The sequence below is a fragment of the Streptomyces sp. NPDC054872 genome, from assembly GCF_053610705.1.
In genome coordinates this window covers 55,549-71,145 of sequence record NZ_JBSGYY010000028.1, presented here as the reverse complement: position 1 = coordinate 71,145, position 15,597 = coordinate 55,549, and the positions used below count along the sequence as shown (strand labels likewise).

Sequence of the window (15,597 nt, the reverse complement as noted above, 5' to 3'; positions counted from 1 at the left end):
GGTGAAGGCGCGGGGTCCGGGCCCCGTAATCTGGTGGCGTGAGCAACAGTGAGCCCGGCAGCCTCCTCGGCGCAGCCGACATCCGCGAGCTGGCCGCTGCCCTGGGCGTACGCCCGACCAAGCAGCGCGGCCAGAACTTCGTCATCGACGCCAACACCGTCCGCCGCATCGTCCGCACCGCGGACGTCGGCCCGCAGGACGTGGTCGTCGAGGTCGGGCCCGGGCTCGGTTCGCTGACCCTCGCCCTGCTCGACACCGCGGACAGCGTGATCGCGGTCGAGATCGACGACACGCTGGCGGGGGCGCTGCCCGCGACCATCGCGGCCCGGCTGCCCGCGAAGGCCGAATCCTTCGCGCTGGTGCACAGCGACGCCATGCTCGTGCGCGAACTGCCCGGCCCCGCCCCGACCGCGCTGGTCGCCAACCTTCCGTACAACGTGGCCGTCCCCGTGCTGCTGCACATGCTCGACACCTTCCCCAGCATCGAGCGCACGCTCGTGATGGTGCAGGCCGAGGTCGCCGACCGCCTCGCCGCCGCTCCCGGCTCGAAGGTGTACGGCGTGCCCTCCGTGAAGGCGAACTGGTACGCCGACGTGAAGCGCGCCGGTTCCATCGGGCGCAACGTCTTCTGGCCCGCCCCGAACGTCGACTCCGGTCTCGTCTCGCTCGTGCGGCGCGCCGAGCCGGTGAAGACCACCGCGTCGAAGAAGGAAGTCTTCGCCGTCGTCGACGCGGCCTTCGCCCAGCGCCGCAAGACCCTGCGTGCCGCCCTCGCCGGGTGGGCGGGCTCCGCGGCCGCCGCCGAGGCCGCGCTCGTCGCCGCCGGAGTGTCGCCGCAGGCGCGCGGCGAGGCGCTGACGGTGGAGGAGTTCGCGCGGATCGCCGAGCACAAGGGAGCCGGCGCGTGAGCCAGGACCGGAGTGTGACCGTACGGGTCCCCGCCAAGGTCAATGTCCAGCTCGCGGTGGGGCCCGCCCGCCCGGACGGCTTCCACGATCTGGCGAACGTGTTCCTCGCCGTGGGTCTTTACGACGAGGTCACCGTGACGCCCGCCGAGCAGCTCCGGGTGACCTGCTCGGGGCCCGATGCCGCGCAAGTCCCCCTCGACCGTACGAATCTGGCGGCGCGGGCCGCGGAGCTCCTTGCCGCGCGCCACGGACGTACGGCCGACGTGCACATCCACATCGCCAAGGACATCCCCGTCGCCGGCGGCATGGCCGGCGGCAGCGCGGACGGCGCGGGCGCGCTCGTGGCGTGCGACGCGCTGTGGGGGACCGAGGCCTCGCGGGACGAACTGCTCGACATCTGCGCCGAGTTGGGCAGCGATGTGCCGTTCAGCCTGGTCGGCGGCGCCGCGCTGGGTACGGGACGCGGCGAGAAGCTGGAGACCCTGGAGGTCGGCGGGACCTTCCACTGGGTGTTCGCGGTGGCCGACGGAGGGCTCTCCACGCCCGCGGTCTACCGCGAGTTCGACCGGCTGACCCCGCAGGCCCCCGCCCCGCAGGCGTCCCCCGCGCTGCTCGGCGCCCTGCGCGACGGGGACGCGGCCGCGCTCGCCGGAGCCGTCAGCAATGATCTGCAGCCCGCGGCGCTCTCGCTGTTCCCCTCGCTCGCCGACACCCTCGAAGCGGGGACCGGGGCTGGCGCACTGGCCGCGCTCGTCTCCGGCTCCGGGCCCACGACGGCGTTCCTGGCCGCGGACGCGGAGTCCGCGCGACGGGTCGCCGAAGCGCTCACGGCCTCCGGCACCTGCCGTACCGCCCGGGTGGCCGACTCCCCGGCGCCGGGCGCCACGATCCTCTAGAGGGGCACGTACTCAGGCGCTGATCTGAGTACGTGCGCGCTGACGCGGGACGTGCGGTGCGCGCGACCGTACGTACATGGGATCAAGCGTTCGTGAACTGGCCGGGAGGACGCCCACCGGGCGCGACCGGTACATCGACCTGCTGCGGGTCGCCTCCCTCGGCACGGTCGTCGTGGGCCACTGGCTGATGGCGGCGGTGACCGTCGGGGACGACGGCCGCACCGAGGTCGGCAACCTCCTCGCCGAAGTGCCCGGCCTGCAGCCGCTCACCTGGGCGTTGCAGATCATGCCGGTGTTCTTCTTCGTCGGCGGCTTTTCGCACGCGCTGTCGTACCGCTCCCTGAGCCGCAAGGCCTCCGAGGGCGGCGGCTCGGTCTACTCGGCGTTCCTGCGGGCACGGCTGCAGCGGCTGCTGCGGCCGACGATGGTCTTCATCGGGGTGTGGGGCATCGCCGCTCTGGCGGTCCAGCTCACGGGTGAGGGGGGCGCGTTGCTGGACGTGACGCTGCGTCTTGTCGCCCAGCCGCTGTGGTTCATCGGCATCTACCTGGCGATGGTGGCGTTCACGCCCCCGCTGCTGAGGCTGCACGAGCGGTACGGCTGGGGCGCGTTCGGGGGCCTGGTGCTCGCCGCGGGGGCGGTGGACCTGGCGCGCTTCGCGTTCGGCGTCCCGTACGTGGAGTTCTTGAACTTCGCCTTCGTGTGGCTCGCCGTGCATCAGCTGGGCTTCCTGCGGGCGGACGGCAGGCTGCGGATGCCGGCGGCCATGGCCGGGGCCGGTCTCGCCGGAGCCGCGGCCCTGGTGGCCTTCGGCCCGTACCCCCTCTCCATGGTGGGCATGCCGGGCGAGCGCGTCTCGAACATGGCTCCGCCGACCTTCGCCCTGCTCTGCCACGGCGTGTGGCTGGTGGGCGCGGTGGAGCTGCTGCGGGGACCCGCGACCCGGTGGCTGGCGCGGCCGCGGGTGTGGCGGGGTGTGGTGGCGGCGAACGGGGTCTCGATGACGGCGTTCCTGTGGCACCTGACGGCGATGCTCGGGGTGTACGGGGTGCTGATCGCGGCGGACGTGCGGCTGCCCGAGCCGGCCACCGCGCAGTGGTGGACGCAGGTGCCGCTGCGGATGGCGGCCGCGGTGGTGCTCACCGCTCTCCTTGTCGCGGCCTTCCGCCGCTTCGAGAAGCCGGTCGCGGCACGGGAGCCCGCGGGTACGCCGGGCGCGGGCCCGGCAGCCGCCGTGGGCGTCACGCTCTGCCTCTTCGGGGTGCTCGGGCTGTCGATGGTCGGCTTCGGGGGACTGCTCGAAGGGCGTACGGCGATGCTGGTCGCGGTGCGGGTGACGGCGCCGGTGGCGGTGGGCATGGCACTGGCCGGGTGGCTGCTCGTCGAGCGGGCGGGCCGGGGGGTGCGGGGCGGGGCCCCAGGGGTGCGGTCCTGCTGATCCGCGGCCCCGACCGGCCCCCGGGCCGGTGGTCGCCGCCTCCGACTACGCTGGAGGTCGATCGATCCCCTTCCCTGGAGCGTTAATGGCCGTCAACCTGGTCAATGTCGAGGCAGTCAGCAAGGTGTACGGCACCCGTGCCCTGCTCGACGGTGTCTCCCTCGGCGTGTCCGAGGGGGACCGGATCGGCGTCGTGGGGCGCAACGGAGACGGCAAGACGACCCTCATCCGGATGCTCGCCAAGCTGGAGGAGGCCGACACCGGGCGGGTCACGCACAACGGCGGTCTGCAGCTCGGCGTGCTGACCCAGCACGACTCCCTCGACCCCGAGGCCACCGTGCGGCACGAGGTCATCGGTGACCTCGCCGACCATGAGTGGGCGGGCAACGCCAAGATCCGTGACGTCCTTACCGGACTCTTCGGCGGCCTGGACATGCCGGGCTTCCCGCAGGGCCTCGACACCGTGATCGGACCGCTCTCCGGCGGCGAGCGGCGCCGTATCGCCCTTGCGAAGCTGCTCATCGGCGAGCCCGACCTGATCGTGCTCGACGAGCCGACCAACCACCTGGACGTCGAGGGCATCGCCTGGCTCGCCGAGCACCTGCGCACCCGGCGCTCGGCGCTCGTCTGCGTCACGCACGACCGCTGGTTCCTGGACCAGGTGTGCACGCGCATGTGGGACGTGCAGAGCGGTTCCGTCTTCGAGTACGAGGGCGGGTACTCCGACTACGTCTTCGCCCGTGCCGAGCGTGAGCGCATCGCGGCCACCGAGGAGACCAAGCGCAAGAACCTGATGCGCAAGGAGCTGGCCTGGCTGCGGCGCGGTGCCCCCGCGCGTACCAGCAAGCCGCGGTACCGCATCGAGGCCGCCAACGAACTCATCGCCGACGTGCCGCCGCCGCGTGACACCAGCGAGCTGATGAAGTTCGCGACGACCCGGCTCGGCAAGACCGTCTTCGATCTTGAGGACGTGACCGTGCAGGCCGGACCGAAGGTGCTCCTCAAGCACCTGACCTGGCAGCTCGGCCCCGGCGACCGCATCGGCCTGGTGGGCGTCAACGGCGCGGGCAAGACCTCGCTCCTGCGGGCGATGGCCGAGGCGCAGCGCTCCGACGGCGACGTACAGCCCGAGGCGGGGCGTGTGGTCGTCGGCAAGACCGTGAAGCTGGCCTACCTGTCGCAGGAGGTCGCCGAACTCTCCCCGACGCTGCGGGTGTTGCAGGCCGTGCAGCAGGTGCGCGAGCGCGTCGACCTCGGCAAGGGCCGGGAGATGACCGCCGGGCAGCTCTGCGAGACGTTCGGGTTCAACAAGGAGAAGCAGTGGACGCCCGTCGGTGATCTGTCGGGTGGTGAGCGGCGGCGGCTCCAGCTGCTTCGCCTCCTGATGGACGAGCCGAACGTCCTCTTCCTCGACGAGCCGACGAACGACCTCGACATCGAGACGCTGACGCAGCTCGAAGACGTCCTCGACAGCTGGCCGGGGTCGATGGTCGTGATCTCCCACGACCGGTTCTTCCTGGAGCGCACCACCGACAAGGTCTTCGCGCTGCTCGGCGACGCCACGATGCGGATGCTTCCGCGCGGCATCGACGAGTACCTGGAGCGGCGCAAGCGGATGGCACAGGCGGGCGTCCCGTCGGCGCCGCTCGCCGCGTCCGCCGCACCGTCCGCCGCCCCGCAGAAGGCGGCGGTCTCCTCCGCCGACGCACGCGCCGCGAAGAAGGAACTGCAGAAGATCGAGCGGCAGCTGGACAAGATGTCGACGAAGGAGACGTGGCTGCACGCCCAAATCGCCGATAACGCCACCGACTTCGAAAAGGTGGCCAAACTGGACGCCGAGTTGCGCGAACTCGTGAGCGAGCGCGACGAGTTGGAGATGCGCTGGCTGGAGCTCGCGGAGAGCGCGTAGAGGTCTAGTAACAGACGCATCACGGGCCGGTCCTCCCTTGGGAACAGGGGACGGACCGGTCAGTTGTGCTAGTGCCGCAGGGTGATAGAAAGGTCGGCCTGAGCACCACTTGGCGTGCCGAAAAATCAGTGAAGGGGGAAGCGCTGATGACTCAGCCGCCCAACCAGCCGCCGTCCGGCGGTTTCGGAGCTCCGCAGGATCCACAGCAGGGAGCCGCTCCGCAGCCACCGGGCCAGCCACCGCAGGCGCCCGGTCAGCCGCCGGCCCCGCCTTCGGGAGCCCCGCAGACTCCGCCGCCCGCGCCCCGGCCCGGCTACGGCTACCCGCAGACGCCGCCCGCAACCCAGCCGGGTTACGGCTACCCGCAGCAGCCCGGACCGTACAACCAGCCCGGCCCGTACGGCCAGCCGACGCAGCCCGGTCAGCCCGGCCCGTACAACCAGCCCACGCAGCCGGGTCAGCCGGGACCCTATGGCCAGCCCACGCAGCCGGGCCCCTACGCCCAGCAGCCCCAATACGGCTACCCGCAGCAGCAGTTCCCGCCCCCCGGTGTGCCCGGCACCCATCCGCCCGGCGTCGGCGGTGGCGGCGGCAAGAACCCCTTCAAGGGCAAGCCCGGTCTGATCGTGGCGGCCGTGGCCGCCGCGGCGCTCGTCATCGGCGGCGTCGCCTGGGCGGTCGTCGGCGGTGACGACGGCGGCAAGAAGAAGAAGTCGGTCGCGGGCAAGAGCGACGACCCCAAGGCCAGCGGGTCCGCACCGGCCAACCCGGGTACCGGCGAAGGTGACGGCGGGCAGCAGGAAGACCTCAACGCGGGCCGCCAGCCCGGCGAGGCGAAGGTGCTCTGGTACAAGGAAGCGCCCAAGGTGCCCGGCTCCGGCGCCGACGCCAAGGGCATGTGGATCCAGGGTGACGTCGCCGTCAAGGCGGCGTACAAGGAGATCACCGCCTACAACGTCAAGACGGGCGACCAGGCCTGGCCGACGATCAAGTTCCCGCAGAAGATCTGCGGCACGACCCCGCAGGTCACGAAGGACAACAAGATCGTCGTCGCCTACAAGGACGGCCAGAAGGACGACGCCAAGTGCAGCCAGGTCCAGATCGTCGACCTGAGCGACGGCAGCAAGGGCTGGACCAAGCCGGTCAAGGAGGAGGGGCTGTTCGACTTCTCCAGCGACGCCGACCTCTCCATCACCGGTGACACGCTGATGGTCGGCCGCTCCCAGTCCGGCACGGCACTGCGGATGAGCGACGGCAAGGAGCTCTTCGTGTCCGGGAAGAAGGACGAGGGCACCTGCTTCCCCAGCGGCTTCACCGGCGGCAAGAAGATGCTCCGCGCCCTCTCGTGCGGCGCGGGCTCGCCCACCGAGCACGACGAGCTCCAGCAGATCGACCCGAAGACCGGCAAGGCCGTGTGGACGAAGAAGTTCCCCAAGGGCTGGCAGATCGGCCGGATCTACTCCGAGAGCCCGACGATCGTCTACCTGACCAACGAGGACAAGAAGCAGTGGAACATCACCACGCTGAAGCCCAACAGCAGCGCCACGCGCTCTGAGGTCGCCGTGGACGAGAAGTTCGCGCCGGAGTGCGGCGGTTCGACGTTCCTCGGCGGCAGCCTGCAGGGCTGCCTCGGCGCGACGACCGACGACAAGAACCTCTACCTGCCGACCGAGGCGACCTCCGGGGCCAACGAGGTCGTGGCCGTCAGCCTGGCCGACGGCAAGGAGGCCTGGCGCGTGAAGTCGCCGCTGGAGGAATCGATGCTGCCGATGAAGGTCGAGGGCGGTGAGCTGATCGCCTACGTCAACCCGTCGTACGACTCGGGCGGCCGGGTCGTCTCGATCCCGCTGTCGGGCTCGCACAAGCCGAAGACGCTCCTGAAGAACCCCGAGGGGACCTCTGAGATCGAGAGCGGCTTCTACTCGAAGGACGTCGACTTCGTGGACGGTCGCTTCTACATCTCCACCACGCGGCTCTCGGGCAGCGCGAAGGGCCAGGAGAAGCTGATGCTGGCCTACGGCAAGTGACCTTCTGCGCCGGGCACGCGCCCGCGCCCTCTTCGTCGCTCAGTTCACCTCTCGTCCCCAAGGAATCGACGTCATGACCCAGCCGCCCCAGCCGCCCAACGAGCCCCCGCAGGGCGGGTTCGGCGCACCGCAGGACCCCCCGCCCGGCGGGTTCGGCGCCCCCCAGAACCCCCCGCCGGCGGGCTTCGGCAAGGCCCCCGAGCCGGGCAACCCGTCCTACGGCTACCCGCAGACCCCGCCGCCGACGCCGCCTCCGCCGCCGCAGGGCCAGCCCACCTACGGCTACCCGCAGGCTCCCGGCACCCCGCCCCCCGGCCAGCCCCAGGGCTACGGCTACCCGGGCCAGCCGACACAGCCGTACAACCAGCCGACGCAGCCGTACGGCCAGCAGGCTCCGTACGGTGCCTACCAGCAGCCCGGCACGATGCCGATGGCTCCGCAGGCGGGCGCGCCCGGCGGCTCCGGCGGGTCGCGGCTCAGCGGCCAGATGAAGATCATCATCGGTGCGGTCGTCGCGATCGCCCTGATCGTCGGCGGCGGTGTCTTCTACGCCTCGACGCAGAAGGACGACACCGAGGCGAGCTCCGGGGGCTCGACCGGCGGCAAGGGCGGCGAGGACAAGAAGGGTGGCGGCGGTGAGCAGGGCCCGAGCGGTCCCGGCACGGAGAAGGTCCCGGCCAACACCAGCGCCACCGTCTCCATGCAGCTTCCGCAGCCCGAGGTCCCCAAGGACGACGTCTGGAGCATCAAGGGCTCCTGGCTCACCGAGGACGTCTACGCCAAGGCGGGCGTCAACGAGATCGTCGGGTACAACCCGGCCGACGGCAAGGAACTGTGGACGCTGCCGCTCGCGGGCCAGACGTGCGCCGGATCGCGTGAGGTCACCAAGGACGGCATCGTCGCGGTCGCCTACGAAGAGGGCAAGCGGACCAAGAAGGGCGACCACCAGACCTGCTCGCAGATCTCGGCGGTCGACCTGAAGGACGGCAAGAAGCTCTGGACGGAGACCATCGACGAGGGCAGCATGAAGGCCCGCGTCCAGGAGGTCACCATCAGCGGCAGCACCGTCGCGGCCGGTTCGAGCGCCGGTGGCGCGGCCTTCGACCTCACCTCGGGCGACCACCTCTGGGAGCCCGACCCCAGCAAGGAGTGCCAGGACGAGGGCTATGCGGGCGGCGAGCAGCTCGTCGTCGTCCAGAAGTGCGGTGACTACGGCGACGAGAAGCTGAAGGTCCAGCTCCTCAACCCCAAGGACGGCAAGGTCAAGTGGACGTACCCGGTCGCGCCGGGCGTCGACAACGCCAAGATCATCTCGACGCGCCCGGTCGTCTTCGGCCAGGACACCCAGGAGATCACCGCGAGCGGCGTCACGGACGCGTTCTCGCTCGACGACCAGGGCAAGCTCCGCGCCAAGATCTCGCTGCCCGACGGCAAGTACGACCACGACTGCGAGGTCAACGTCGTCTACGCCTGCTCCTCGCTGACCGTCGGCAACGACAAGCTCTACGTCCCGACCCGCCAGCACGACGGCGGCGGTGACGGCTACAGCCAGACGAACGAGATCATCTCGTTCTCGCTGGCCACCGGCAAGACCACGGGTGACCGTGCCGACGCGGGCGAGGACGGCGAGATGTTCCCGATCCGCATGGACGGCGGCAACATCCTGGCCTACAAGGACGCCGGCTACGACAAGGGCGCCCAGGTCGTCTCCCTCAACGGCAAGACGATGAAGGAGACCAAGCTCCTGGAGACCCCCGCGGCCGAGTCCGTCGGCAGCGCCATCAGCGGCATGGTCCCGAAATCGAACGAACTCCTTTACGCCGACGGCAGGCTGTACCTCGGCAAGGAGCTGATCAGCAAGCCGTACTCGAAGGACGAGAAGGAGTACACGGCTCTGGGATTCGTCGCCCAGTAAGCCTTCTGACCTCCGCGTACGCACCGGACGGCCCCGTTCCCGAAAAGGAGCGGGGCCGTTCCGTTCCGCCGCATGCACTGTTCCGTACGCACGTACTGGCCCTCACTCGAATATGGCCGGGATTTCGGCATTCCGGGCCGCTTATCGCCGGGAGGGGGCGCGCAGCGTCGAACAAGCGTGTAGCTTCCGGGGGATGAGTGGGCGTGGGGCCGGGGGGCCCTCGATCCGTGGGGGTTCCGTGGGGGAAAGTGGGGGGCTGCTCGATGGGTGTGCGACTCATGGTGGTCGACGACCACCGACTGCTCGCCGAGGCACTCGCCTCGGCCTTGAAGCTGCGAGGGCACCGGGTGCTCGCCGCGGCCGCGCCCGCGGCCGGGGCGGCGGAGCTGGTCATCAGCCGGGCACCCGAGGTCTGCCTGCTCGGCACGGCTACACCCGCGGAGACCGGAATGTTCGATCCGGTCGTGAAGATCAAGCGGGAGCGGCCGCAGGTGGCGGTGGTGGTGCTCGGCCCGGTGCCGAGCCCGCGCGGCATCGCCGCGGCCTTCGCCGCGGGTGCTTCCGGGTACGTACGCCATGACGAGCGCATCGAGGGTGTCGAGCGCGCCATCATGAAGGCGAGAGCCGGCGAGGCGGCCGTCGCCCCGCAGCTGCTCCAGGGCGCGTTCAGCGAACTGCTCAATCCCGCCGCGCAGCCCGACGACGAGGGGCAGCGGCTGCTCCAGATGCTCACGCCGCGCGAGGTCGAGGTCCTGGTGCGGGTCGCCGACGGCGAGGACACCCGCCTGATCGCCGCGGGAATGGGGATCGCGCCCAGCACGGCGCGCACGCACGTCCAGCGCGTCCTGATGAAACTGGGCGTCGGCTCCCGCCTGGAAGCCGCGGCGCTCGCCGCCCGCACCGGCCTGCTCGACCGTGCGGAACGGCCCGCGTCGGCCTACCCGGAGGACATCCAGATGCCGACGGGGCCCGAGCCACCGGCACAGTGAACTCGGGCCCCGCCTCTGGGTGTTACTTGTCCTCCTCCGGCGCCTCGGTGGGCGGCGGCGTGGGCCGCAGCCAGAGCCAGCCGAGGAAGAAGAGCCCGAGCGCCAGCATGGCCAGGCCCGTCCAGAGATTGATGTTGATGTCCTCCGCCTTCTTCATGTCGGCGTCGGACGGGGAGATTCCGGCGATCGTCACGATGATTCCGTAGACGACGAACAGACCGCCGATGATCCGCCGGATGTCGAAGAGACGGGCCGCCGTGGCGGACTTGCGCTCCAGTGCGGAGACTTCGTTTCGCAGTTCAGACATGTTCTTCCAGACCTCCGATCGGGATTAGAGCGAGTAGGGCAGGTAGCAGAGCGCGGCGAGCACGATCGCTCCCCAGCCGAGCAGCGCGGGCTTGCGGTACCAGGCATCGTCGCCCTCGGCCGGCGGCTCGTCGAGGTCGGGCGATGCCGTCCCGTAGACCAGACCGGCCAGTTCGGCCTCCGGCTTGGGGGCGGTGAACAGCGTGACCGCGACCATCACCACGGCGCCCGCGACGAAGCCGACGATCGCCGAGACGAAGTTGGCGCCCTGGTCGGTCGGGATGTCGATGACGCCCTGCTTGTAGATCCAGAAGTAGTTGACCATCGCGGCGGTCGTGCCCGCGAGCAGGCCCCACACGCCGGACTTCATGGAGGCGCGCTTCCAGAACATGCCGATGATGAAGACCACGAACATCGGGACGTTGAAGAAGGAGAACAGCGTCTGCAGGTACCCCATGATGTTCGAGAACGACGAGGCGATGAAGGCCGTGCCGATGGAGGCGAGGACGCCGATCGCGGTGATGAGACGGCCGAACTTCAGGTAGTAGCCGTCCTCGCGGTCCTTGACCACGTACTTCGACCAGATGTCGTACGTGAAGACGGTGTTGAAGGACGACACGTTCGCCGCCATGCCCGCCATGAACGCCGCGAGCAGACCGGTCACCGCGATGCCGAGCACGCCGTTGGGCAGCAACTCCTGCATCAGATAGGGGATCGCGTCGTTGTAGGTGAGGTCGGAGCCCGCCGTGCCGATCTTCGGGACGAGGACGGCCGCGACCAGGCCCGGGATCATCACCAGGAAGACGATGAAGATCTTCGGGAAGGCGGCGATCAGCGGGGTGCGCTGGGCGGCGGAGAGGTTCTTCGCGGACAGGGCGCGCTGCACCTCGGCGAAGTTGGTCGTCCAGTAGCCGAAGGAGAGCACGAAGCCGAGGCCGAGGATGATCGTCAGCCAGTTCGCGCCCAGCGGGTTGGCGTCACCGATGCCGGTGCCGCCCCACGCGCTCATGAAGTCCTCGCCGTGCGCCTTCACGAGTGAGTCGGACATGCCGTCCCAGCCGCCGACCTTCTTCAGGCCGATGACGCAGATCGGGATGAGCGCGGCCAGGATGACGAAGAACTGGAGGACCTCGTTGTAGATCGCCGAGGAGAGGCCGCCGATGGTGATGTACGCCAGGACGAAGAACCCGGCGACCACGATGGCCACCCACTGCGGCCAGCCCAGGAGCGCCTCGACGACGATCGACAGGGCGTAGAGGTTCACGCCCGCGATGAGGATCGCGGCGAACGCGAAGAGCACCGAGCTGAGCAGGTGCGCCGACTTGTCGAAGCGCTGGAGCAGGTACTCGGGGACCGAGCGGACCTTGCTGCGGTAGTAGAACGGCATCATCACGAGGCCGAGGAAGACCATCGCGGGAATGGCGCCGATCCAGTACCAGTGGACGACCGCGACGCCGTACTGGGCGCCGGTCGCCGCCATGCCGAGGATCTCGGTGGCGCCGAGGTTCGCGGCGACGAACGCGAGGCCGGTGACCCAGGCGGGCAGGGAGCGGCCCGAGAGGAAGAAGTCGAGGCTGGTCTTCACGGAGCGGCGGGCGGCGAAGCCGATGCCGAGGACCACGGCGAAGTAGATCGCGAGGATCGCGTAGTCGAGGCCGTTGGTGGGCAGCCGAAGCCCCTCGGCCAGGGTCTGTGTGGGGGCGTGCATGGGGAACTCGCTTCGTTGCGCGAACTGATCAGACCGGAACCTACGCTTCCCGCTTCAAGAACTGAAGACTTCTGTTGGTGTTCTTTGTTGGATTGTGATCGGACGCATAGCTCCCGCTCAGCTCGCGGGGGCCACCTCGCCATCCCGTCGGGTTCCCGCCACGTTCCAGCCGCGGCGTTGACGTTGCTGTTGGCTTGTGATTTGTTGTGTTCGGTTATGTTGGGTGGGTGTTGGTGAGGAGCCCCGGACGTGAAGAAGACCTCGACCCGTCTCGCCGACGGTCGTGAGCTCATCTACTACGACTCGCGCGACGACGCGGTGCGTGACGCCATCGACCGGAGGCCCCTGGACCCCATCTCCACCACATCGGAGATCCGCCGGGACCCCCTCCTGGGCGACGCGGTCGCCATCGCCTCGCACCGCCAGGGCCGCACCTACCACCCGCCGGCCGACGAGTGCCCGCTCTGCCCCTCCGAGGGGGACCGGCTGAGCGAGGTCCCCGACTCCTCGTACGACGTGGTGGTCTTCGAGAACCGCTTCCCGTCGCTCGCCGGGGACGCGGGACGCTGCGAGGTCGTCTGCTTCACCTCCGACCACGACTCGTCCTTCGCCGACCTCACCGAGGACCAGGCCCGCCTCGTCCTGGACGCCTGGACCGACAGGACGGCGGAACTCTCGCACCTGCCCTCCGTCCAGCAGGTCTTCTGCTTCGAGAACCGGGGTGCCGAGATCGGCGTGACCCTGGGCCATCCCCATGGGCAGATCTACGCGTACCCCTTCGTCACCCCGCGTACGTCCCTGATGCTCAGGTCGCTCGCCGCGCACAAGGAATCGACGGGCCGCAACCTCTTCGACGACGTCGTGGCCGAGGAGTCGGCGGGCGAGCGCGTCGTCCTGGAGACCGAGCACTGGGTGGCCTTCGTCCCCCACGCCGCGCACTGGCCCTACGAGGTGCACCTCTACCCCAGGCGCCGCGTCGCGGACCTGCTCGGGCTCGAAGAAGCGGCACGCACAGAATTCCCCCAGGTCTATCTGGAACTGTTGAGGCGCTTCGACCGGATCTTCGGCGAGGGTGAAGGCGGGACCGAGGCGGAGGCGCTCACCCCGTACATCGCGGCGTGGCACCAGGCGCCCTTCGGCACGCTGGACGAGCATGAAGGGGTCAATAGGGACGACTTCGCACTCCACCTCGAGCTTTTCACCATCCGCCGCACTTCGGGCAAGCTGAAGTTCCTCGCGGGTTCCGAATCCGGCATGAGTGTGTTCATCAACGACGTGCCGCCGGAAGCCGCGGCCCAGCGACTGCGAGAGGTAGCGAGTTCATGAGCGGTAAGTACCTGGTCACCGGCGGGGCGGGCTATGTGGGAAGCGTGGTGGCCCAGCATCTGATCGAGGCCGGGCACGAGGTGACCGTCCTGGACAACCTCTCCACGGGCTTCCGCGAGGGCGTCCCGGCCGAGGCCAAGTTCATCGAGGGCGACATCCGAGATGCCGCCAAGTGGCTGGACTCCTCCTTCGACGCCGTGTTGCACTTCGCCGCCTTCTCCCAGGTCGGCGAGTCGGTCGCGAAGCCCGAGAAGTACTGGGACAACAACGTCGGCGGCACCATGGCGCTGCTCGCCGCGATGCGCGACGCGGGCGTGCGCAGGCTGGTCTTCTCCTCCACGGCGGCGACCTACGGCGAGCCGGTCAGCACCCCCATCACGGAGGCCGACCCGACCGCCCCCACCTCTCCGTACGGCGCGTCGAAGCTCGCCGTCGACCACATGATCACCGGCGAGGCGGTGGCCCACGGCCTGGCCGCGGTGTCGCTGCGCTACTTCAACGTGGCGGGCGCGTACGGGGCCTACGGCGAGCGCCACGACCCCGAGTCGCACCTCATCCCCCTGGTGCTCCAGGTCGCCCAGGGCAAGCGCGAGGCGATCTCCGTCTACGGCGACGACTACCCGACCCCGGACGGCACCTGCGTCCGCGACTACATCCACGTCGCGGACCTCGCCCAGGCGCACCTGCTCGCCGTGGAGGCCGCCACCTCCGGCGAGCACCTGATCTGCAACCTCGGCAACGGCAACGGCTTCTCCGTGCGCGAGGTCATCGAGACCGTGCGCGAGGTCACCGGCCACCCGATCCCCGAGGTCATGGCCCCGCGCCGCGACGGCGACCCGGCGATCCTCGTCGCCTCCGCCGCCACCGCGCGCGAGAAGCTCGGCTGGAACCCGTCCCGCGCGGACCTCGCGGGCATCGTCGCGGACGCATGGGCTTTCGCTCAGCGGTAATTGGGGTTAAGGGGTAACTGATGGACGTAGCGGGGCAGTTCGCCGACCTGTACGGATACGAGGCGGACGGGGTCTGGTCGGCTCCCGGCCGGGTCAATCTCATCGGCGAGTACACGGACTTCAACGAAGGCTTCGTGATGCCGCTCGCGCTGCCGCACACGGCGGTGGCGGCGGTGGCACGCCGCACGGACGGCGTCCTGCGCCTGCACTCGGCGGACATCGACGCCCCGGTCGCCGAACTGCGGGTCGACGAGCTGACCCCCCTTTCGAAGTACGGGCAGGGCGGCTGGGCGGCCTACCCGGCGGGCGTCGTGTGGGCGCTGCGGGACGCGGGCCACGACGTGTCGGGCGGCGCGGACCTCCACCTCGCGTCGACCGTGCCGACAGGGGCGGGCCTCTCCTCGTCCGCGGCCCTGGAGGTCGTCACGGCACTCGCCCTGAACGACCTGTACGAGCTCGGTCTCGAAGCACCCGGGCTCGCGGTCCTCGCCCAGCGCGCGGAGAACGCCTTCGTGGGCGTGCCCTGCGGAGTGATGGACCAGATGGCGTCCGCGTGCGCCACCGAGGGCCACGCCCTGCACCTGGACTGCCGGGACCTGTCGATACGCCAGGTGCCCTTCGACCTGGCGGCACAGGGCCTCCAGCTCCTGGTGGTGGACACCCGGGTCAAGCACGAGCTGGGCGACGGGGCGTACGCGGAACGGCGGGCCGGCTGCGAGGAGGGCGCGCGCATCCTGGGCGTCACGCACCTGCGGGACGTGGAGTTCGCCGAACTCTCCTCCGCTCTGGCCGCGTTGCCGGACGAGCGGATCCGCCGCTACGTCCGCCACATCGTCTGCGACGACCACCGGGTGGAGCAGGTCATCGGCCTGCTCGACGCGGGGGAGGTGCGGGCGATCGGCCCCGTCCTGACCGAGGGCCACGCCTCACTCCGCGACGATCTGCGCATCTCCTGCGACGAGCTGGATCTGGTGGTGGCCTCCGCGAACGCGGCGGGAGCGCTGGGCTCCCGGATGACGGGCGGCGGCTTCGGCGGCTCGGCGATCGTCCTGGTGGAGGAGCCGGACGCGGAACCGGTGACGAAGTCGATCCTGGAGGCCTTCACCTCGGCGGGCTTCACGGCCCCGCGGGTGTTCCCGGCGGTTCCTTCGGCGGGGGCACGTCGCGTGAGGTGACTGGCCGTCAATCCCCGTTTGTCCGGTGGTGGTTGGCGTCCGTCATGCCG

General features: G+C 70.1%; 12 protein-coding genes. 10 read left to right on the top strand and 2 right to left on the bottom strand.

The genetic code is table 11. The features are described 5' to 3' along the window. Positions 1–38 precede the first annotated feature (38 nt). From rsmA to ACWGIH_RS29265, 7 genes are all read left to right on the top strand, one after another. On the top strand, positions 39–908 hold the full coding sequence (gene rsmA, locus ACWGIH_RS29295; RefSeq protein WP_453447744.1) for a 16S rRNA (adenine(1518)-N(6)/adenine(1519)-N(6))-dimethyltransferase RsmA: 870 nt from the start codon (positions 39–41) through the stop codon (positions 906–908). Next, positions 905–1,804, top strand: coding sequence for a 4-(cytidine 5'-diphospho)-2-C-methyl-D-erythritol kinase (locus ACWGIH_RS29290; protein WP_453447743.1), 900 nt, complete (start codon positions 905–907; stop codon positions 1,802–1,804). The genes rsmA and ACWGIH_RS29290 overlap by 4 nt, the downstream gene beginning before the upstream one ends. A 76-nt stretch (positions 1,805–1,880) precedes the next feature. Then, on the top strand, positions 1,881–3,242 hold the full coding sequence (locus tag ACWGIH_RS29285) for an acyltransferase family protein (protein ID WP_453447741.1): 1,362 nt from the start codon (positions 1,881–1,883) through the stop codon (positions 3,240–3,242). 85 nt (positions 3,243–3,327) lie between these two features. Next, positions 3,328–5,151 carry an ABC-F family ATP-binding cassette domain-containing protein gene (locus tag ACWGIH_RS29280; protein ID WP_453447739.1) on the top strand — a complete coding sequence of 608 codons (1,824 nt, stop codon included), beginning with the start codon at positions 3,328–3,330 and terminating at the stop codon, positions 5,149–5,151. Positions 5,152–5,297: 146 nt separating this feature from the next. Further along, positions 5,298–7,178, top strand: a complete 1,881-nt coding sequence (locus ACWGIH_RS29275) for an outer membrane protein assembly factor BamB family protein (RefSeq protein WP_453447738.1) — start codon at positions 5,298–5,300, stop codon at positions 7,176–7,178. 73 nt (positions 7,179–7,251) lie between these two features. Beyond that, positions 7,252–9,093: an outer membrane protein assembly factor BamB family protein gene (locus ACWGIH_RS29270; RefSeq protein WP_453447736.1), complete on the top strand. Its 1,842-nt coding sequence runs from the start codon at positions 7,252–7,254 to the stop codon at positions 9,091–9,093. Between the two features lie 263 nt (positions 9,094–9,356). Then, positions 9,357–10,082 carry a helix-turn-helix transcriptional regulator gene (locus tag ACWGIH_RS29265; RefSeq protein ID WP_453447734.1) on the top strand — a complete coding sequence of 242 codons (726 nt, stop codon included), beginning with the start codon at positions 9,357–9,359 and terminating at the stop codon, positions 10,080–10,082. Positions 10,083–10,104: 22 nt separating this feature from the next. Here the strand turns inward: ACWGIH_RS29265 and ACWGIH_RS29260 are convergent, their stop codons facing one another. Next, the gene (locus tag ACWGIH_RS29260; protein ID WP_451214647.1) at positions 10,105–10,389 is read right to left on the bottom strand and encodes a hypothetical protein; all 285 of its coding nucleotides are present in this window, start codon (positions 10,387–10,389) and stop codon (positions 10,105–10,107) included. Positions 10,390–10,413: 24 nt separating this feature from the next. After that, positions 10,414–12,096, bottom strand: coding sequence for a sodium:solute symporter family protein (locus tag ACWGIH_RS29255; protein WP_453447732.1), 1,683 nt, complete (start codon positions 12,094–12,096; stop codon positions 10,414–10,416). A 249-nt stretch (positions 12,097–12,345) separates the two neighbouring features. Between ACWGIH_RS29255 and galT the strand changes: the two genes are divergently transcribed. The 3 genes from galT to galK are packed head-to-tail and all read left to right on the top strand — an operon-like array spanning position 12,346 to position 15,547. Then, positions 12,346–13,422: a galactose-1-phosphate uridylyltransferase gene (gene galT, locus ACWGIH_RS29250; RefSeq protein ID WP_453447731.1), complete on the top strand. Its 1,077-nt coding sequence runs from the start codon at positions 12,346–12,348 to the stop codon at positions 13,420–13,422. Next, entirely contained in the window at positions 13,419–14,372 is a 954-nt protein-coding gene (gene galE / locus ACWGIH_RS29245; RefSeq protein ID WP_453447729.1) for a UDP-glucose 4-epimerase GalE, read from the top strand. Before galT ends, galE begins: the two co-directional genes overlap by 4 nt. A gap of 20 nt (positions 14,373–14,392) precedes the next feature. Then, the gene (gene galK / locus ACWGIH_RS29240) at positions 14,393–15,547 is read left to right on the top strand and encodes a galactokinase (protein WP_453447727.1); all 1,155 of its coding nucleotides are present in this window, start codon (positions 14,393–14,395) and stop codon (positions 15,545–15,547) included. Positions 15,548–15,597 lie beyond the last annotated feature (50 nt).

Coding starts and splice junctions, on each gene's coding strand:
- ACWGIH_RS29270 (WP_453447736.1), top strand. CDS start 7,252: ATGACCCAGCCGCCCCAGCCGCCCAACGAGCCCCCGCAGGGCGGGTTC.
- galK (WP_453447727.1), top strand. CDS start 14,393: ATGGACGTAGCGGGGCAGTTCGCCGACCTGTACGGATACGAGGCGGAC.
- ACWGIH_RS29285 (WP_453447741.1), top strand. CDS start 1,881: ATGGGATCAAGCGTTCGTGAACTGGCCGGGAGGACGCCCACCGGGCGC.
- ACWGIH_RS29280 (WP_453447739.1), top strand. CDS start 3,328: ATGGCCGTCAACCTGGTCAATGTCGAGGCAGTCAGCAAGGTGTACGGC.
- ACWGIH_RS29255 (WP_453447732.1), bottom strand. CDS start 12,096: ATGCACGCCCCCACACAGACCCTGGCCGAGGGGCTTCGGCTGCCCACC.
- ACWGIH_RS29265 (WP_453447734.1), top strand. CDS start 9,357: ATGGGTGTGCGACTCATGGTGGTCGACGACCACCGACTGCTCGCCGAG.
- ACWGIH_RS29260 (WP_451214647.1), bottom strand. CDS start 10,389: ATGTCTGAACTGCGAAACGAAGTCTCCGCACTGGAGCGCAAGTCCGCC.
- galE (WP_453447729.1), top strand. CDS start 13,419: ATGAGCGGTAAGTACCTGGTCACCGGCGGGGCGGGCTATGTGGGAAGC.
- ACWGIH_RS29275 (WP_453447738.1), top strand. CDS start 5,298: ATGACTCAGCCGCCCAACCAGCCGCCGTCCGGCGGTTTCGGAGCTCCG.